This window comes from Streptosporangium sp. H13245 (assembly GCF_055690525.1).
This window is the reverse complement of the sequence record NZ_JBSZKT010000002.1, coordinates 549,110-566,134: the sequence shown is the minus strand read 5'-3', so window position 1 is coordinate 566,134 and position 17,025 is coordinate 549,110. Positions and strand designations below refer to the sequence as shown.

19 protein-coding genes are annotated in these 17,025 nt (G+C 71.7%); 15 read left to right on the top strand and 4 right to left on the bottom strand.

Translation table 11 applies throughout. From position 1 onward, the window contains the following. Positions 1-3: 3 nt before the first annotated feature. Positions 4-1,230, top strand: coding sequence for a trans-sulfuration enzyme family protein (locus ACW9TB_RS06435; protein WP_472746998.1), 1,227 nt, complete (start codon positions 4-6; stop codon positions 1,228-1,230). A gap of 50 nt (positions 1,231-1,280) precedes the next feature. After that, positions 1,281-2,390 (top strand): D-alanine--D-alanine ligase family protein, encoded by a 1,110-nt coding sequence (locus ACW9TB_RS06430; protein ID WP_472746997.1) that lies wholly within the window; start codon positions 1,281-1,283, stop codon positions 2,388-2,390. A gap of 119 nt (positions 2,391-2,509) precedes the next feature. Here ACW9TB_RS06430 and ACW9TB_RS06425 read toward each other — a convergent pair whose 3' ends face one another. Together ACW9TB_RS06425 and ACW9TB_RS06420 are read right to left on the bottom strand one after the other, a co-directional pair. Beyond that, entirely contained in the window at positions 2,510-2,956 is a 447-nt protein-coding gene (locus ACW9TB_RS06425) for a DUF3515 domain-containing protein (protein ID WP_472746996.1), read from the bottom strand. Positions 2,957-3,041: 85 nt separating this feature from the next. Beyond that, a complete protein-coding gene (locus tag ACW9TB_RS06420) occupies positions 3,042-3,275 on the bottom strand; it encodes an Lrp/AsnC family transcriptional regulator (RefSeq protein WP_472746995.1) in 234 nt (77 codons plus the stop codon). A 51-nt stretch (positions 3,276-3,326) separates the two neighbouring features. On the opposite strand from ACW9TB_RS06420, the gene ACW9TB_RS06415 reads away from it, so the two are divergent. From ACW9TB_RS06415 to thiD, 3 genes are all read left to right on the top strand, one after another. Further along, complete coding sequence (locus ACW9TB_RS06415; protein ID WP_472746994.1) at positions 3,327-4,292, top strand: thiamine-phosphate kinase; 966 nt, start codon at positions 3,327-3,329, stop codon at positions 4,290-4,292. A 225-nt stretch (positions 4,293-4,517) separates the two neighbouring features. Beyond that, complete coding sequence (locus tag ACW9TB_RS06410; protein ID WP_472746993.1) at positions 4,518-5,483, top strand: hypothetical protein; 966 nt, start codon at positions 4,518-4,520, stop codon at positions 5,481-5,483. A 231-nt stretch (positions 5,484-5,714) separates the two neighbouring features. Continuing rightward, positions 5,715-6,524, top strand: a complete 810-nt coding sequence (thiD, locus tag ACW9TB_RS06405) for a bifunctional hydroxymethylpyrimidine kinase/phosphomethylpyrimidine kinase (RefSeq protein WP_472746992.1) — start codon at positions 5,715-5,717, stop codon at positions 6,522-6,524. 82 nt (positions 6,525-6,606) lie between these two features. Here the strand turns inward: thiD and rpmB are convergent, their stop codons facing one another. Further along, entirely contained in the window at positions 6,607-6,792 is a 186-nt protein-coding gene (gene rpmB, locus ACW9TB_RS06400; protein WP_012894387.1) for a 50S ribosomal protein L28, read from the bottom strand. 288 nt (positions 6,793-7,080) lie between these two features. Between rpmB and ACW9TB_RS06395 the strand changes: the two genes are divergently transcribed. From ACW9TB_RS06395 to ACW9TB_RS06350, 10 genes are all read left to right on the top strand, one after another. Beyond that, entirely contained in the window at positions 7,081-8,667 is a 1,587-nt protein-coding gene (locus ACW9TB_RS06395; protein ID WP_472746991.1) for a DAK2 domain-containing protein, read from the top strand. A gap of 69 nt (positions 8,668-8,736) precedes the next feature. Then, positions 8,737-10,908, top strand: coding sequence for an ATP-dependent DNA helicase RecG (gene recG, locus ACW9TB_RS06390; protein WP_472746990.1), 2,172 nt, complete (start codon positions 8,737-8,739; stop codon positions 10,906-10,908). A 504-nt stretch (positions 10,909-11,412) separates the two neighbouring features. Beyond that, a complete protein-coding gene (gene rsmD, locus ACW9TB_RS06385; RefSeq protein WP_472746989.1) occupies positions 11,413-12,027 on the top strand; it encodes a 16S rRNA (guanine(966)-N(2))-methyltransferase RsmD in 615 nt (204 codons plus the stop codon). Positions 12,028-12,042: 15 nt separating this feature from the next. Then, positions 12,043-12,519, top strand: a complete 477-nt coding sequence (coaD, locus tag ACW9TB_RS06380; protein ID WP_344748159.1) for a pantetheine-phosphate adenylyltransferase — start codon at positions 12,043-12,045, stop codon at positions 12,517-12,519. A gap of 66 nt (positions 12,520-12,585) precedes the next feature. Further along, complete coding sequence (locus ACW9TB_RS06375) at positions 12,586-13,137, top strand: YceD family protein (protein WP_472746988.1); 552 nt, start codon at positions 12,586-12,588, stop codon at positions 13,135-13,137. 1 nt (position 13,138) lies between these two features. Next, a complete protein-coding gene (gene rpmF / locus ACW9TB_RS06370; RefSeq protein ID WP_012894381.1) occupies positions 13,139-13,318 on the top strand; it encodes a 50S ribosomal protein L32 in 180 nt (59 codons plus the stop codon). A gap of 264 nt (positions 13,319-13,582) precedes the next feature. Continuing rightward, on the top strand, positions 13,583-14,266 hold the full coding sequence (rnc, locus tag ACW9TB_RS06365) for a ribonuclease III (RefSeq protein WP_329094214.1): 684 nt from the start codon (positions 13,583-13,585) through the stop codon (positions 14,264-14,266). Between the two features lie 208 nt (positions 14,267-14,474). Then, entirely contained in the window at positions 14,475-15,341 is an 867-nt protein-coding gene (gene mutM, locus ACW9TB_RS06360; protein WP_472746987.1) for a bifunctional DNA-formamidopyrimidine glycosylase/DNA-(apurinic or apyrimidinic site) lyase, read from the top strand. Further along, the gene (locus ACW9TB_RS06355; RefSeq protein ID WP_472746986.1) at positions 15,338-15,613 is read left to right on the top strand and encodes an acylphosphatase; all 276 of its coding nucleotides are present in this window, start codon (positions 15,338-15,340) and stop codon (positions 15,611-15,613) included. Before mutM ends, ACW9TB_RS06355 begins: the two co-directional genes overlap by 4 nt. A gap of 191 nt (positions 15,614-15,804) precedes the next feature. Next, complete coding sequence (locus ACW9TB_RS06350; protein WP_089213397.1) at positions 15,805-15,999, top strand: hypothetical protein; 195 nt, start codon at positions 15,805-15,807, stop codon at positions 15,997-15,999. Between the two features lie 88 nt (positions 16,000-16,087). Here the strand turns inward: ACW9TB_RS06350 and ACW9TB_RS06345 are convergent, their stop codons facing one another. Then, positions 16,088-16,882 carry an alpha/beta hydrolase-fold protein gene (locus tag ACW9TB_RS06345; protein WP_472746985.1) on the bottom strand — a complete coding sequence of 265 codons (795 nt, stop codon included), beginning with the start codon at positions 16,880-16,882 and terminating at the stop codon, positions 16,088-16,090. Positions 16,883-17,025: the final 143 nt, after the last annotated feature.

Below are 17,025 nucleotides of genomic sequence, written 5' to 3'. Positions count from 1 at the left end.
TCGATGAACAGACGGATGCGCAGGCGCAAGGGCGAGAACACCCGGTCGGTGCACCTGCCCGCTCCCGAGACACCCCGGCAGACCCCGCTCGGCCTTCCCGTGTGGCGCAGTTCCGCGTGGGGCTTCGGCGACTCCGCCGGGTACGCCGAGGTGTTCGACGAGAAGAGCCACGGCTACGCGTACGGCCGGATCGACAACCCCACCACCGCCGCCTTCGCCTCGGCGGTGGCCTCCCTGGAGGGCGCCGCGGCGCCCGAGGACGTGGCGGGGCAGGCGTTCGCCTCGGGGATGGCCGCCGTCAACGCGGTCCTGATGACGTTCCTGCGCGCGGGCGCGCACATCGTGGCCCCCACCCCGCTGTACGGCGGGACCCACTCGCTGATCACGAACGTGCTGGCCAGGTTCGGGGTCGGCGCCGACTTCGTGGGCTACGGCGAGCTGGCCAGGGTGCAGGCGGCGATCAAACCCAACACGAAGATCATCTACGCGGAGACGCTGTCCAACCCCACCATGGCGGTCTCCGACATCCGGGGCCTCTACCGGATCGCCCGCGCCGCGGGGGCGCTGCTGGTGGTCGACTCCACCTTCGCCACCCCGATCGTGTGCCGCCCCCTCGAACACGGCGCCGACCTGGTGATCCACTCCGCGACCAAGTATCTCGGCGGCCACGACGACTGCGCCGGGGGCGTGGCGGTGGGCCGCCCCGACCTCATCGCCCAGCTGCGCGAGGTCCGGATCGACACCGGGGGCACCCTCTCTCCCGACGACGCGTTCCTGCTCCGCAGGGGGCTGGAGACCCTGCCGCTGCGGGTCCGCCGGATGTGCTCCACCGCGATGGTCTTCGCCGCCGCCGTGGCCAAGCACCCCGCCGTACGCCGGGTCGACTACCCGGGGCTGCCCGGCCACCCGGGCCACCAGCTCGCCAGGCACCTGTTCGACTCCGGCCCCGAGGGCACGAGATACGGCGCCTGCGTGACGATCACCCCGCGCGGCGGCTACGACGCGGGAGTGGCCCTGGCCGACGCCCTCAAGCTCGTCTCGATCGCCACCTCCGCCGGAGGGACCCGTACCAAGGCCGCGCACGTGGCCTCGGCCACCCACCGGCGGCTCGGTGAGGGATCGGGGGTCGACGCGGCGGCGGTCAGGTTCTCCATCGGGCTGGAGGACGCCGAGGATCTCATCATGGACGTGACCAAGGCACTCGACTCACTACCCGCATCGGGTAGGTAGGCGCGTCTAACAGCCGGATTGCCCCCTAACAGGGGGTACATTCGGTCATCATGAGTGAGCAGCACGAACCTCTACCGAGGGTCGCCGTCGTCTTCGGCGGTCGCAATTCCGAGCACGCCGTCTCCATTCTCGGGGCGGGAAGCGTGCTGGGGGCCATCGACAGGTCCAAGTACGAGGTGGTTCCCATCGGGATCGCCCAGGACGGCCGGTGGGTGCTCGCCTCGGGGGAGCAGCGCTACGGGATCGAGAGCGGCGAGCTGCCCGCCGTCGACGCCGCGGGCGCGACGCTGGCGCTGGCCTCGGGCGGCGGCTCGCTGGTGGCGTACGACCCCGGCAGCATCCCCGTCGAGCTCGGTCAGGTCGACGTCGTCTTCCCGGTGATGCACGGCCCCTTCGCCGAGGACGGCACGATCCAGGGGCTCCTGGAGATGGCCGGGGTCCGCTACGTCGGCTCCGGGGTGCTGGCCAGCTCGGTCGGCATGGACAAGGCGTACATGAAGCTGGTCCTCGCCGCCGCCGGCCTGCCCGTCGGCCCGTACGTCGCGATCCGCGACCGCGACTGGCGGACCGACCGCGGCCGGGTCCTCAAGGAGGTCCAGGAGCTCGGCTGGCCGGTATTCGTCAAGCCCGCGCGCGCCGGGTCCAGCCAGGGCATCTCCAAGGCCGCCAACCTGGAGGAGCTGGAGCGGGCCATCGAGTTCGCCCGCGAGCACGACCCCAAGGTGCTGGTCGAGGCCGCCGTCACGGGCCGCGAGATCGAGTGCGCGGTGCTGGAGTCGCCGGGCGACGAGGCGCCCAGGGCCAGCCTGCCCGGCGAGGTGCTGGTCCACGGCGACCACGAGTTCTTCGACTTCGAGGCCAAGTACATCGGGGATGACATGTCCCTGTCCGTGCCCGCGGACATCCCCCAGGAGACGGTCGAGGAGCTGCGGGCGATGGCCGTCCGCGCCTTCGAGGCGCTGGGCTGCGAGGGCCTGTCGCGGGTCGACTTCTTCTACACCCCCGACGGACGGCTGATCGTCAACGAGATCAACACCATGCCGGGCTTCACCGCGATGTCGGTCGCGCCGCAGCTGTGGGCCGCCACCGGGGTGCCCTACGCCGAGCTGGTCGACCGGCTGATCCAGCTCGCGCTCGGACGCTCCCCCGGCCTGCGGTAGGGCGGCTCCTGCCGCGGAGGCTTTCCCGGCCCGCGGAGGGCCCTCAGCCGGTCCGAGGCAGGGCGCTCTTGCTGCGGAGGCTCACCTGGCCTGCGACAGGGCGCTCCTGACGCGGAGGCTCAGCCGGTCTGGGGCAGGGCGCTCTTGATGGGGGCCGCGAGGTCGACCAGCACGTTCTGCGGGACGTGCTCCCGCGCGATCGTCACCTCGACGTAGGCCTCCCTGCCGATCGCCGTGAACAGCGTCGGCCTGGCCGGGTCGGCGTACCACGCCACCCCGTCGATCTCGGGCACCTGGTCGGTCGGTGACATCCTCACCGGTCGCGGCACCCCGCAGCGCAGGGCGATGCGCGCCTCCCCCCACACGGCGACGTAGGGGGAGGCCGGGGTGGACTCCGTCCGGTCCGCGCCGTCGAGCTTCCCCGGGAGCCGCTCGGCGAGCACCCGGCACGCGGAGGCGGCGGCCCCCTCGGGAGCCGGTGGCTCGACCCGGACGGCACCGCCGCAGCCCACCAGGATCAGCAGAGCGCCGACGCACCCCGCCCGGCGGGCGAACCGCAGTGGCATGTCACGTTCCAGACGGTCGGTTGCGGGCTCGGGGCCCGGAGGCGGGTCCGGGCGCCGACGCGTGAACTCGGATACGGCGGATACGTCAGATATGGACGATGGGACACGTCAGTGTCCGCGTGATCCCCTCCACACCCTGGATCTGCGCCACCACGAGCTTCCCCAGCTCGTCGACGTTGCGGGCCTCGGCGCGCACGATCACGTCGTACGGCCCGGTGACGTCCTCGGCCTGCGTGACACCTGAGATGCTTGAGATCTCCGACGCCACGTTCGCGGCCTTGCCGACCTCGGTCTGGATAAGGATGTAGGCCTGCACCATAACGACCTCCCGGGCGATTGGATCAGTGCCGAAGGGCCACCGTACCCTGTGATGAACGGGAGGTGTGTCATCACAGTCGGAGATCTCGGCGAATTCGGGGTTGTTGCACGTATTGCCGGACGTTTGCCACAGGGTAGGACCGTGTTGCTCGGCCCCGGGGACGACGCCGCGGTGGTGAGCGCTCCCGACGGGCGGGTCGTCGTGACGACTGACCTGTTGATTGAGGGTAGGCACTTCCGCCGCGATTGGTCCAGTGGCTACGACATCGGCCGCAAGGCGGCGGCGCAGAATCTCTCGGACGTCGTGGCGATGGGGGCCGATCCCACCGGCCTCGTGGTCGGCCTCGGGCTGCCCGCCGACGCCGCCACCGGCTGGCTGGACGACCTCACCGACGGCTTCCGCGACGAGTGTGACCTCGTCGGCGCCAGCGTGGTGGGCGGCGACATCACCCGCTGCGATCTCGTCGTGGTCGCCGTCACCGCTCTCGGCGACCTGGGCGGCCGGGCACCGGTCACGCGGTCGGGGGCCCGTCCCGGTGACGTGGTGGCCTTCGCGGGCCGCCTCGGGCACGCCGCCGCCGGGCTCGCGCTGCTCCGCGCTGGCCTGGCCGGGCCGGTGGAGCTGATCGACGCCCACCGCCGTCCGGCGCCCCCCTACGCGCGCGGCCCGGAGGCCGCCGCGCTCGGCGCGACCGCGATGCTCGACGTGAGTGACGGCCTGCTCCAGGATCTCGGCCACGTGGCCGAGGCGGCCGGGACCGCGCTCGTCCTCGACCCGGAGGCGTTCACCGTCCCACCGGCGATGCGGGAGGCCGCCCGGCTGCTCGGCGCCGATCCGCTGGAGTGGATCCTCTCCGGCGGCGATGACCACGCGCTCGTCGCGACCTTCCCGGCCCACGTACGGCTCCCGGAGGGCTGGAACGTGGTGGGCCACGTCGTCGAGGGGGGTCCGGGGGAAAACGTGCAGGTCAAGGGGGTTTTGCTCGACCGTGGAGGCTGGGATCACTTCCGGGAGTGACGCTTACCACTTCCTGCGACATCTGTGAAAATTGCGACAAACGGTTATCTAACTGGTATGAAGATGGGCGGTCGAGATTCCCTTCGAGAAAGGGGCCGTATGGGCCGCCACGGGGCAAACGGGGACGAGGCTTCCTCGAACCGGGGTAAACGCGGGCCGGAGTCCGCTCCGGAACCGGGCTGGGAGGACGAGCTGATCGGGCGCCGGCTCCGTCCCGAGGAGTCGGTGGTCACCGAGACCCGGACGGGTTTCCTGGGGTCGGGATGGACGTCGGAGTCCGAGCCGTCCGACACCTCCGGCGCGTCTACCAAGTTCGACCCGTGGCCCGACGAGGAGAGGTCCGGCGGGCGCGTCAGGAAGACGTTGCTGGTCGTCGCCGCGGTGGCCGTGGTGCTCGGCGGGACCGTGGTCGGCGTCCGTACCCTGGCCGGCTCCGAGGGTCCCGCCGACTGCCCGCCCGCCGGTTGCGTCGCGGCGGCGTCGAACCAGCCGGTACCGGAGGCCGACGCCACCCCGCCCGCCGAGGAGCCCGCGGAGGAACCGGTACCGGACGACGAGCCCTCGGAGGCGGGTGACGAGACGCCGGAGCCGGGGGGCGAGAGGGCGCAGTCCACCCCCGCCCCCGACCGCCCCTCCACCCGCAGGGGAGGCGGGGTCACCTCCACCCCCCGGCCCACGCCGACGCGGAAGGCCACCCGCGCGCCCCTGGACACCGACGAGCCGTCGCTCGCCGACGAGGCCGACGAGTCCGGCGACGAGCCCGCGCCCAACCCCACCCCCGAGCCTCTCGTCGTCAGCGACCAGCCGCAGGCCCCCGCCGAGCAGCCCCTGAGCAGCGCCGGGCCCGATCCCGTGCCCAGCGAGACCACCTCCAGCGCACCCCCGCCCGCCGGGGGCGCCGCGATCACGGTCGGCGCCGACGTCGTACGGAACAGGTCGCGGACCTACACCGTCGAGCTCGTGGTCGCCGCGAACGAGAACGTCGAAAACCTGAAGGTGAGCGTGCCGGTCAGCGGGAGGATCTCCTCGGTGAGCGGTGCCGACTGGGAGCAGGTCGGCGACAACCTGGTGATCGAGGCGCCGGAGGGCCTGGGGGCCGGAGAGGAGCTCGTCGTCACCTTCACCGCGAGCGGCGACGCGGAGGTCCCGGCGAGCTGCCAGAGCGACCAGGGAGAGTGCTCCGTCGCCTGACCGGTGCTTTCCCGCCGTCCAGGCTGTCCCGGGCGGCTGAAGCCGGGTTCTGGTCTTCTTCTCCCAGAGCGGCCGGAGGCGGCCGACAAGCCCGTTCCGGTCACAGAACGGTCCTATACCCCCAGAGCGGCCGGAGACGGTCGAAGGGCCGCTCTGGGGCCGGATACCGGCGTCCGGGAGTGTCGGGGAAAGCCGGGGGAGCGCTTCGCGGTCCCGAGCGGGGCTGGTTGGATGAGGAACATGACCGTTTCGACCCCCCCTCGCGTGCTGACCGTCGCCGGTTCCGACTCCGGAGGCGGCGCGGGCGTCCAGGCCGACCTGAAGACCATGCTTGCCCTCGGCGTACACGGCATGAGCGTGATCGCCGCGGTGACCGCGCAGAACTCGGTGGGCGTGCAGGGCTACTGGGAACTCCCCCCGGAGGCGGTACGGGCCCAGCTCGACTCGGTGCTCGGTGACATCGGGGCCCAGGCGGTCAAGACCGGCATGCTCGCCTCACCCGTACTGGTGGAGACGGTGGCCGAGGTCCTGGCGGGGCTGGACGTGCCCGTCGTGGTCGATCCCGTCGGGGTCTCCAAGCACGGCGACGCGCTCCTGGCCCCCGAGGCCGTGGAGACGGTGAAGTCGCGCCTGCTGCCCACGGCCACGGTGGTCACCCCCAACCTGTGGGAGGTCCTGCAGCTCACCGGGGTGAAGGTCGAGGACGAGGCCGACCTGCGCCGGGCCGCGGACGCGGTCCTGGAACTCGGGCCGGGGTGGGCGCTCATCAAGGGCGGTCACCTGCCGGGCGCCCCGGTCGACCTGCTGACCGACGGCACCCGGGAGTTCCGCTTCACCGCGGAGCGCCACGACAACCGGCACACCCACGGCACGGGCTGCACCCTGGCCTCCGCGATCGCCTCCCACCTCGCCCTCGGCGAGGACGTCCCGTCCGCCGTGGAGAAGGCGAAGGCGTACGTCACCGGCGCGATCGCGCACGGTTTCCCCCTGGGGGCGGGCATCGGCCCCGTGGACCACGCCTGGCGCACGCGCGTCTCCTGAGGGGCCGGGATGTGAAAGCCCATAGGGAACGGCGAAGCCCGCCGCCCCGTCGAGGGGGACGGCGGGCTTCGCGAAGGTCTGGCTAGCGGGTGACCTTGCCGGCCTTGATGCAGGAGGTGCACACGTTCAGCCGCTTCGGCGTGCCGTTCACCACTGCGCGCACGGGCTGGATGTTCGGGTTCCAGCGGCGGCGGGTGCGGCGGTGCGAGTGGGAGACGTTGTTGCCGAAGGTCGGCTTCTTAGCGCAAACGTCGCAGACGGAAGCCACGGTTCGCTCCTTTAATCAGTCGAGAGGCTCGATCCGCCGCACTGGCGGCGGTCATCGGGCACGCCGGGACGACCGGCTGGCCACACGAGGATATCCGATGTCCGGCCCTGCACGCGAACGCGAGCCGCCGTGAACGGTCGAACGGGGATAATCTCCGGAGGCAACCGTAGCGCATTCCGGGACACGCCACGGCTGGTCTCCTCCGGAGGGTAATGACGGAGACGGCACGGCCGGGATCGGCGGGGCGGTGACGGGCGCGGGCAGGAGCCGGAGAGCAGGAGGGCAGGAATGCTGCAGGTTCTCGACCCGCTCGCGGTGCGCAGGTGGTCGCGGCTGGCCGCCGAGACCCTGGGCAGGGCCCGCGAGGAGATCGACGCGCTCAACGTCTTTCCCGTGCCCGACGGCGACACCGGTACGAACCTGCACCTGACCATGCTCTCCGCCGCCGAGGCGCTCGACGGGCTGCCCGACGACGCCGGGGCCGAGGCCACCTGGCGGGCGTTCGCGCAGGGGGCGCTGCTCGGCGCCCGAGGCAACTCCGGAGTGATCGTCAGCCAGGCGCTGCGCGGCCTCGCCGAGGTGCTCAGGGAGGCCGAGGGACGCGGCACCGACCTCGGGCGGGGCCTGGTCAGGGCCGCCGAGCTGGCCCGCGCCGCGGTGTCCAGGCCGGTCGAGGGCACGATCCTGAGCGTCCTGACGGCCGTGGCGGCGGCGGTGCGCGACGGGCGGGAGGATCTCGCCTCGGTCGCGAGGAGAGCGGCGGGGGAGGCGCGCTCCGCGCTCCGCCGCACCACCGGGCAGCTCGACGTACTGGCCAGGGGCGGGGTGGTCGACGCGGGCGGCGCGGGCCTGACGATCATCCTGGAGAGCCTCGCCGCCGTCGTCACCGACTCCTACACCGGGCGGGTGGACATCCCCGCCCCGGCCCACCGGGTCGTCCCGGAGACCGCCGCGGAGGCCGGGAGGGACGGCGACGGGCCCGGCTACGAGGTCATGTACCTGCTGGACGCCGGAGCCGGGGAGGTCGCCGCGCTGCGCGAGGAGCTCGACGCGCTCGGCGACTCGCTGGTGATCGTGGGCGGGGACGGCCTGTGGAACGTCCACGTCCACGTGGACGACGCGGGCGCGGCGATCGAGGCGGCCATGAGAGTGGGCCGCCCCCACCGGATCAAGGTGACGTACCTGGTCGGCTCGGGCAGGACCCACCCGGCCGCGCGGGGGAGGGGCGTGGTGGCGGTGGCCGCGGGGCCCGCGCTGGCGGCGGTGTTCGAGGAGGCGGGGGCCGTGGTCGTCCGGCGCGAGCCCGGCGCGAGCCCCCCGCTGGCGGCGGTGCTCGCCGCCATCCGCGAGGCCGGGTCCGAGGTCGTGGTCCTGCCCAACGACAGCGGGACGCGCGAGGTCGCGGCCGCCGCCGCGGAGATCGCCAGGGAGGAGGGCCTGGTGGTCGGCGTCCTCCCGACCAGGGCCTCGGTGCAGGGCCTGTCGGCGCTGGCCGTCCACGACCCGCTGCGCCGCTTCGACGACGATGTGGTGGCCATGACCGAGGCCGCCGCGCACACCCGCCACGGGCACGTCTGGGTGGCCGACCGCGAGGTCATGACGAGCGCGGGCCTGACCGCGCCCGGCGACGTCCTGGGGGTGGTCGACGGCGACGCCGCGCTGATCGGCACGGACCTGACGGCGACCGCGCTGGAGGTCGTACGCCGCATGGTCTCCTCGAGCAGCGAGCTGGTGACCGTCCTGGAGGGCGCCAACGCCCCCGAGGGCCTCGCCCGCGCCGTACAGGACCATCTGGCCGAGACCAGGCCGGACATCGAGGTGGTCAGGTACGAGGGCGGGCAGGGCGGCTACCCGCTGCTGGTCGGGGTGGAATGAGCCGGTGCCGAGCGGCCGGGTAGGTCGTGGCGGGTGAATTCTGTCGCCTCGGCACGGTAGAAAACGGGGGTGACGAGCTTCGACGAGCCGCTGGCGAAGGCGCTTGACCCCAAGACGGCCAAGCTGCTGGAGAGCGTTCTCGACCTGCGCACCGTCGGCGACCTGCTGCGGCACTACCCGCGGCGCTACGCCGAGCGGGGCGAGCTGACCGACCTCGACGACCTGCGGGTCGACGACCACGTCACCGTGGTGGGCGAGGTCACCCGGGCGATGCGCAGGCCGATGCGCAACAAGGGCGGCACCTGGCTGGAGGTCGAGGTCGTCGACGCCCGGGGCAGCAAGATCTACCTGTCGTTCTTCGGCAAGACGTCCCACATCGCGGAGACGCGGCTGAAGCCGGGCAGGCGCGGCATGTTCGCCGGGAAGGTCGGTGCCTTCGGCCAGGGCGAGAAACGCAAGTGGCAGCTCTCCCACCCCGAGTTCGAGATGATCGAGGAGAGCGAGACGGGCGCGGAGGAGTTCGCCGCCGCGCTCGTGCCGATCTACCCGGCGGGCAAGGACGTGACGCCCTGGGCCATCCGCAGGGCGCTGGGCGTGGTCCTCGACACGATGGGCGAGCTCGACGACCCGCTCCCCGCGGAGCTGCGCGCCCGGCACAGGCTCCCCGGCCTGTCGGAGGCGCTGCTCGCGGTCCACCGGCCGCGCGACCAGGCCGACGTGGCCAGGGCGCGCAAGCGGCTCAGGTTCGACGAGGCGTTCCTGCTCCAGGCGGTGCTGCTGCAGCGCCGGATGGCCGCGGCCTCCTGGCCCGCCACGCCCCGGCCCGCGATCTCCGGCGGGCTGCTCGCCGACTTCGACGGGCGGCTGCCGTTCGAGCTCACCGAGGGGCAGCGCGACGTGGGCGAGGAGATCGCGGCGGACCTGGCGCTGCCCCACCCCATGCACCGGCTGCTCCAGGGCGAGGTCGGCGCGGGCAAGACCATCGTCGCGCTGCGGGCGATGCTCCAGGTGGTCGACGCCGGAGGGCAGGCCGTGCTGCTCGCCCCCACCGAGGTGCTCGCCCAGCAGCACCACCGGTCGATCTCGGCCATGCTCGGAGACCTGGCCACCGGCGGCATGTTCGGCGGCACCGCGGTCGCCCTGCTGACCGGCTCGCTGGGCGCCGCGGCCCGCCGCTCGGCCATGCTCGACGCGGCCTCGGGCGCGGCGGGCATCGTCGTCGGCACCCACGCGGTCCTCCAGGAGCGCGTCCAGTTCGCCGACCTCGGCCTGGTCGTGGTCGACGAGCAGCACCGGTTCGGCGTCGAGCAGCGCGACGCGCTCCGCGAGAAGGCCGGGGGCGGACGCCCGCACGTGCTCGTCATGACCGCCACGCCCATCCCCCGCACCGTCGCCATGACGGTCTTCGGCGACCTCACGGTCTCCACGCTCTCCCAGCTGCCCTCGGGCCGTGCCCCGATCACCACGCACGTGGTCCCCGCCGCGGAGAAGCCGCACTTCCTCGACCGGGCCTGGACCCGGCTGCGCGAGGAGATCGAGCTGGGCCGTCAGGCCTACGTCGTGTGCCCGCGCATCGGTGACCTGGAGGGTGACGAGGGCGACATGTCGAAGGCCGACGACGAGCGCAGGCCGCCGCTGGCGGTGCTCGACGTGGCCGAGACCCTCTCGCAGGGAGCGCTGCACGGGCTTCGTACGGAGGTGCTCCACGGCAAGCTCCCGCCGGAGGAGAAGGAGGCGGTGATGAAGGCCTTCACCAGGGGGGAGATCGACGTGCTGGTGGCGACCACGGTCATCGAGGTCGGCGTCGACGTCCCCAACTCCTCGGTCATGGTCATCATGGACGCCGACCGGTTCGGCGTCTCCCAGCTCCACCAGCTCCGCGGCCGGGTCGGGCGCGGCGGGCTGCCCGGCCTGTGCCTGCTGGTGTCCGACTCCCCGGGCGGCACGCCCGCCAGGGCGCGGCTCGACGCCGTGGCGGCCACCCTGGACGGCTTCGAGCTGTCCCGTGTCGACCTGGAACAGCGCAGGGAGGGTGATGTGCTCGGTGTGGCCCAGTCGGGGCGCAGATCGTCGCTGAAGATGCTCAGGCTCCTGCGCGACGAGGACGTCATCCACGCCGCGCGCCTGGACGCCGAGGCCATGCTGGAGGCCGACCCCGAGCTGGCGGGCCATCCCGTGCTCCGCGCGGAGATCGACAGGCTCCTCGCGGACGAGCGGGCCGAATACCTTGAGAAGACCTGACGGGGGCGGGTGCCGGGGTGTTCACGGTCCGCGAGGGCCCGGCGGCGGGGACGGTCACGACGCCCGTCCGCGATGTCTGGATCATGCTCGGCGGGGACGCCTGGTGCGATGCCTGGCCGAAACGCCCGTCCGGGGTGCCTGGCCGGGATGTTCGGCCACGGTGCCCAACTGCGGGGACGGCCTCCCCCCGAATGCCGTCCCCGCTTGGGCCCACTCCCGGGTCAGGTGCCGAGAGCACCGGCGTGCGGAAGGGCTCACGATCACGCCGGTCGGCCTCCCCCTGGGTCACTTGGAGGCCGCAGGAATCATCATGCAAGGGACCGGCACCGGACGGAACGACCCTTACGCTTTCGTCGCCACTCCTTGCCCACTCTTGACCTAGATCACCTACCAGGACCCTTTTGGCCTGCGGTTATGTGATGCGTCGCGACACGCCGTGCTGCGTACGACGCCCGGGGGCGGGAGCGTGGGCGGCGGCGGGAGCGGCACTGAGAGGATGGCCGGGTGAGCCGAGTCATCGCGGGAAGCGCAGGAGGGCGGCGGCTGGCCGTGCCGCCGGGGCGGGGGACCCGCCCCACCAGTGACCGGGCCAGGGAGGCGATCTTCTCCACGGTGGGGTCGCTGATCGGCCCGCTGGAGGGATGCCGGGTGCTCGACCTCTACGCGGGTTCGGGCGCGCTCGGGCTTGAGGCGCTCTCCCGGGGGGCCGGTCACGCGCTCCTCGTGGAGTCCGACGCCAGGGCGGTCCGGACGATCCGGCAGAACATCGCCTCGCTGGGACTGCCGGGCGCCGAGGTCGCCGCCGACAGGGTGGAGCGGCTGCTGGCCAGGGGCCCCGGGGGTGCCGGAAGCGCCAAAGACACCGGGGACTCCGGGGACACCGGGAGGCCGTACGACCTCGTCCTCGCCGATCCCCCGTACGCGCTGGGGGCCGAGGAGGTGGAGACGGTGCTCGGGCTGCTGCGCGACCGGGGCTGGCTGGCCGAGGACGCGGTGGTCGCGGTGGAGCGGGAGAGCCGGGGGAAGGATCTGGTCTGGCCTCCGGGGTACGAAGAGGAGAGGGTCCGTCGTTACGGCGAAGCGTCCGTTTGGTACGGTCGCGCCGCCGAGAATCCTTAGAGCAGGGGGTCCACCTTGCGTCGCGTTGTCTGTCCGGGATCGTTCGATCCCGTCACGAACGGTCATCTGGACATCATCGGCCGGGCTTCCCGGCAGTACGACGAGGTCGTCGTGGCCGTACTGATCAACATCGAGAAGAAGAGCCTCTTCACGGTGGAGGAACGCATCCAGACCCTCCAGACGGTCACCAAGGAGTACGGGAACGTCCGCGTGGACAAGTTCCACGGCCTCCTGGTCGACTACTGCAAACAGCAGGAGATCCCCGCCATCGTGAAGGGCCTGCGCGCGGTCAGCGACTTCGACTACGAGCTCCAGATGGCGCAGCTCAACTACCGGATGTCCGGGGTGGAGACCCTGTTCATGGCCACGGGGCCCGAGGTCTCCTTCCTGTCGTCCAGCCGCATCAAGGAGATCGTCAAGTACGGTGGGAGCGTGGCCGGGCTGGTACCTGATCTTGTGCAGGAACTCCTGGTCGAACGGCTCAGGGGCTAGGCCCTGCTATTCTCTTATTTCGGCCTTGCACGACGGCGATGATGCGCCATGCCTAACGAGAGCGAAATGACTCAGCACCTTGACCCCCGCGCCCCATGGGTGATCTCAACCCATGACCTGGGGCGGCGACCGGGGTCGATGCGCCGGATGAATCTCGCTCTCCCGGCACCGGCGGACATCGGCGTCGACATGATCGGCGTCCCCAAGGACGCCGACGTCGAGCTGGACATCCGGCTTGAGGCGGTCATGGAGGGTGTGCTCGTCACGGGCACTGCGCGATCCCCGCTGCGGGGGGAGTGCGCACGCTGCCTGGAGCCGGTCATCTCGCTCACCGAGGTGGACTTCCAGGAGCTGTTCTTCTACTCGGCAGAGGATGCTGCCGAGAGTGACTCGCTTCTCGACGGTGAGCTTCTCGACCTCGAACCCGTGTTTCGCGACGCGGTTGTGCTCACACTGCCGTTGAGCCCGGTCTGCGGTGAAGACTGCACCGGGCTCTGCGTGGAGTGCGGGGTCAGGCTGGCCGATGCCGAGCCTGACCACGGCCACGAGGTGATCGACGCCCGCTGGGCAAAACTGCAGGGTCTGGTTCCGGAACATAACAACGATCAGGAGAGCTGACGTGGCTGTCCCCAAGCGCAAGATGTCGCGGAGCAATACTCGCTCCCGCAGGTCGCAGTGGAAGGCCGCCGCGGTTTCGCTCGTGAGCTGCCCCCAGTGCCGCTCGCCGAAGCGTCCGCACGTGGCGTGTCCGACCTGCGGCACTTACAACCGCCGTCAGGTGATCGAGCCCTCCGCCTGATCGCATTCTGACCGACGGATGCCGGCCGGGTCCTCCACGGGCCCCGGTCGGCGTCACCGTCTGCACCCCCTGCGATGGCGGTCCGCCCGCGGCTGTGGTGGACGCCGGGGTTCGCGGTGAAACGCGTGCCCTCCCGGCGCCCACCACGTCTTCGGGCATCTCTCTTTCCTTCCCTCGCCATCGCGCATTCGCTGAGAGAACGTGCGAGGAGAAGCCGTGGGTACAAGCGTCAAGCCTGTCGCCGTCGAGTTCGTCAAGGAAGAGCTGGAGCGCCTCCTGCTGGTGCGCCTTGACGTCGCCATCCTGGAGCGGGCGCTGACGCACCGCTCCTACGCGTACGAGAACGGCGGCCTGCCGACCAACGAGCGCCTGGAGTTCCTCGGCGACTCGGTGCTGGGCCTGGTCGTCACCGACACCCTCTACCGCAACCACCCGGACCTGCCCGAGGGGCAGCTGGCCAAGCTCAGGGCCGCGGTGGTCAACATGCGCGCCCTCGCCGACGTGGCCCGCTCGCTGGGCCTGGGCCGGTTCCTGCGGCTCGGCCGGGGCGAGGAGGGTACGGGGGGTCGTGACAAGTCCTCGATCCTCGCCGACACCCTTGAGGCGCTCATCGGCGCGGTCTACGTGAACAGGGGCCTGGACGAGGCGTTCCGCGTCGTCCACCTGCTCTTCGACCCGCTCATCACCCGCTCCGCCTCGCTCGGCGCCGGGCTCGACTGGAAGACCTCGCTGCAGGAGCTCACCGCGTCCGAGTCGCTCGGCGTGCCCGAATACCATGTCGAGGAGAGCGGTCCCGACCACGCCAAGTCCTTCACCGCGGTCGTCCGCGTGGGTGGCGAGGCGTACGGCTCGGGGTCCGGGCGCTCGAAGAAGGAAGCCGAGCAGCAGGCCGCCGAGGCCGCCTGGAACCGCATCCGCGAGGACCGCGAGCGGCGCGAGGCCAGCTGACGGCGCGCCCGGCCCCGAAAAACAGGTTCGAGCGGGACCGAACGGGGCCGCGAAGGGCGCCGGGCCAGCTAATCTGCTGACCGGCCACTCGTCGCCCGAGCGGGACCGCGACAGGTGCGAATCCAGCCGCCCGTAGCCCGGGTCGCCCGGGTTCGCCGAAACCCGGCTGAATTCGCACGAGTTGCCCGAGTCGCCTGAGGAGAGACGCATGCCCGAGCTGCCCGAGGTCGAGGTGGTACGCCGCGGCCTGGAGCGATGGGTCTCCGGCCGGGTCGTCGCCCGCGCCGAGGTGCTCCACCCGAGGGCGATCAGGCGGCACGTCCCCGGCGCCGCGGAGTTCTCCGCCCGGATGGAGGGCCGCACGGTCGGTCCCGCCGAGCGCAGGGGCAAGTATCTCTGGCTGCCCCTGGACGGCTCCGACGCGATCCTGGCCCACCTCGGGATGAGCGGCCAGCTGCTGGTCGTGGAGCCGGACTCGGCGCCGGAGAAACACCTTCGCGTCCGGATCGGCTTCACCGACGGCGGTCCGGAGCTGCGCTTCGTCGACCAGCGGACCTTCGGCCACGTGCTGGTGACCGGCATGACGCACGCGGGCGGCCGGGCGGTGCCCGAGCCGATCGCGCACATCGCGGCCGACCCGTTCGAGAGCCACTTCGACGACGACGGGTTCGCCCACCGGCTGCGCGCCCGGCAGACCGAGGTCAAGCGGGCGCTCCTGGACCAGTCGCTGATCAGCGGGGTCGGCAACATCTACGCCGACGAGGCCCTCTGGCGGTCCAGGCTGCACGGTGCCCGTCCCACCGCGACGCTGACCGGGCCGAAGGTGGCCGAGCTGCTGGCCGCGGCCCGGGAGGTGATGTCCGCGGCCCTGTCCGAGGGCGGCACATCCTTCGACAGTCTTTACGTGAATGTCAATGGGGAGAGCGGTTACTTCGACCGTTCCCTCGCGGTTTACGGTCGGCGCGACGAACCCTGCTCCCGGTGCGGTGCCCCGATCGTCCGCGAATCGTTCATGAACCGTTCTTCCTACAGTTGCCCCCGCTGCCAGCCCCGGCCGAGAGGGGCCGTGGCGTGACGGACGTACGGCTGACGGCCTGGGTCAGGGGCCGGGTGCAGGGGGTGGGTTTCCGCTGGTGGACGCGTGCCAGGGCCCTTGAGCTCGGCCTGACCGGCTGGGCGCGCAACACCGTGGACGGCCGGGTCGAGGTGGTCGCGCAGGGCCCGGAGGCGTCGTGCGCCACGTTGCTTGAGGTGCTCAGGAGCGGGAACACCCCAGGCAGGGTCGACGGGGTCGTCGAGCGCTGGAGCGAGACCAAAGGCGGTGTCGAGGGTTTTGTCGAGCGCTGAGCACTTCCCCAAACCGCCCAAAATAAGGTATAGTTGACCGTCGAGAGTGCCTACTGGTGCATCCACCCGGAGCGTTCAACTTGACCGTCTCCCTCACCGGTGCGACTCTTGATAAAGAACCACGCGCACCCCTCCCGCGGCAAAGAAGTGCGCGAACCAGTCTGGTCACTCAGCGTGGAGGACCCTTTACTATGGCGAAGGCTCTACTCGGCCACGTCGGCGGTCCCGACCCTCGTATGGTCTCGGAAATGCGTCGCCTCCAGCAGCGCATCCGTGATCTTGAGGGAGAGCTCACCCGGCTCCAGGCCCAGAACGACGAACTCGCGGCCAACACCCGCGATGAGGAGTTCAACCGTCTGCAGGATCGTGAGCCGGCCCTCACCTAACGGGGCCGGGGCGGAACACACTGTCCAGGGACGCCTCGTCGGGGCGTCCCTTGTCATATCGATACGTACGTCACACCCGTCACGTGCGTCATATATGTCGTGCCAGGAAGGCCAGCTGCTCGGGTAAGACCCTGCGGCGGTAGGCCGTGTCCTGGCAACCTTTGCTGATCCCTCCTTCGGCTGTGGCACCCAGTGCCTTCAGCCCTTTTAGCATGGTCTGGGTCTGCCGGGCCCACGCGTCGCGCTCACCGCATCCCAGCCAGACCGGGATGTCCACGAGTTCGCGGAGCGGGGCCTGCGCGGCGCTCACCGTCGGCGAGGCCGCGACCACCGCTCCCACCTGCTCGGGGCCCAGCTCCGCGGCCAGTCTCAGCGCTCCGGCGCCGCCCGAGGACCAGCCCATCAGGCCGATTTTCGCGGTGTCCATCCCGTTCGTGTTCAGGTACGGCAGCAGCGTGCCCGGAATGTCGGCGGAGGCCCAGTCGTCGATGGAGGCCATCGCGAAGCGCCCGCCCCCCGCGGCCAGGTAGCGGTCGACCGCGTAGACGTCGAACGGCGTGCGCGCGTCTCCCGCGGCCCCGTGAAGCATGATCACCACGGGCAGCCCGTCCTCCGCCCCCGGCGGCATTCCGATGATCACGCGCCGCCGGTCGACCCGGCTCCGCTGGAGCGTTCCCGTCGAGGTCACCGGGGGCTCGGGGACCGCGCCGCAGACGATCTGGGCGTACGCGCCCCGGATGCCGTCGGGTCCGGCCGCCAGGGCGGCGCCGCCGAGGCCGAGCGCGGCCAGCCCGCCGCCCACCAGGAAGGCGCGCCGCCTGAGATGACCCCTGCCGCCCGATGGGTGTGACGGAGCTTCGCCCCCACCGCGTTCCGCGTCCATGCAGGGCACCATAGGCGGTGCGCGGGCGGGCGGGGGTGAAGAACGGTAGTCTTCCCGCGTGACCGAGGCCGTGGGCTGACAAGGGAAGACGCGTTCACCGGCGCCCGGGACGCGGCGCGTGACACGCCGGTCGGCGCGCCCGC

What these genes read in the sequence shown, in the direction of transcription:
- ACW9TB_RS06435 (WP_472746998.1), top strand. Translation starts at nt 4, where the DNA reads ATGAACAGACGGATGCGCAGGCGCAAGGGCGAGAACACCCGGTCGGTG.
- ACW9TB_RS06430 (WP_472746997.1), top strand. Translation starts at nt 1,281, where the DNA reads ATGAGTGAGCAGCACGAACCTCTACCGAGGGTCGCCGTCGTCTTCGGC.
- ACW9TB_RS06425 (WP_472746996.1), bottom strand. Translation starts at nt 2,956, where the DNA reads ATGCCACTGCGGTTCGCCCGCCGGGCGGGGTGCGTCGGCGCTCTGCTG.
- ACW9TB_RS06420 (WP_472746995.1), bottom strand. Translation starts at nt 3,275, where the DNA reads ATGGTGCAGGCCTACATCCTTATCCAGACCGAGGTCGGCAAGGCCGCG.
- ACW9TB_RS06415 (WP_472746994.1), top strand. Translation starts at nt 3,327, where the DNA reads ATGAACGGGAGGTGTGTCATCACAGTCGGAGATCTCGGCGAATTCGGG.
- thiD (WP_472746992.1), top strand. Translation starts at nt 5,715, where the DNA reads ATGAGGAACATGACCGTTTCGACCCCCCCTCGCGTGCTGACCGTCGCC.
- ACW9TB_RS06395 (WP_472746991.1), top strand. Translation starts at nt 7,081, where the DNA reads ATGCTGCAGGTTCTCGACCCGCTCGCGGTGCGCAGGTGGTCGCGGCTG.
- ACW9TB_RS06375 (WP_472746988.1), top strand. Translation starts at nt 12,586, where the DNA reads ATGACTCAGCACCTTGACCCCCGCGCCCCATGGGTGATCTCAACCCAT.
- mutM (WP_472746987.1), top strand. Translation starts at nt 14,475, where the DNA reads ATGCCCGAGCTGCCCGAGGTCGAGGTGGTACGCCGCGGCCTGGAGCGA.
- ACW9TB_RS06350 (WP_089213397.1), top strand. Translation starts at nt 15,805, where the DNA reads ATGGCGAAGGCTCTACTCGGCCACGTCGGCGGTCCCGACCCTCGTATG.
- ACW9TB_RS06345 (WP_472746985.1), bottom strand. Translation starts at nt 16,882, where the DNA reads ATGGACGCGGAACGCGGTGGGGGCGAAGCTCCGTCACACCCATCGGGC.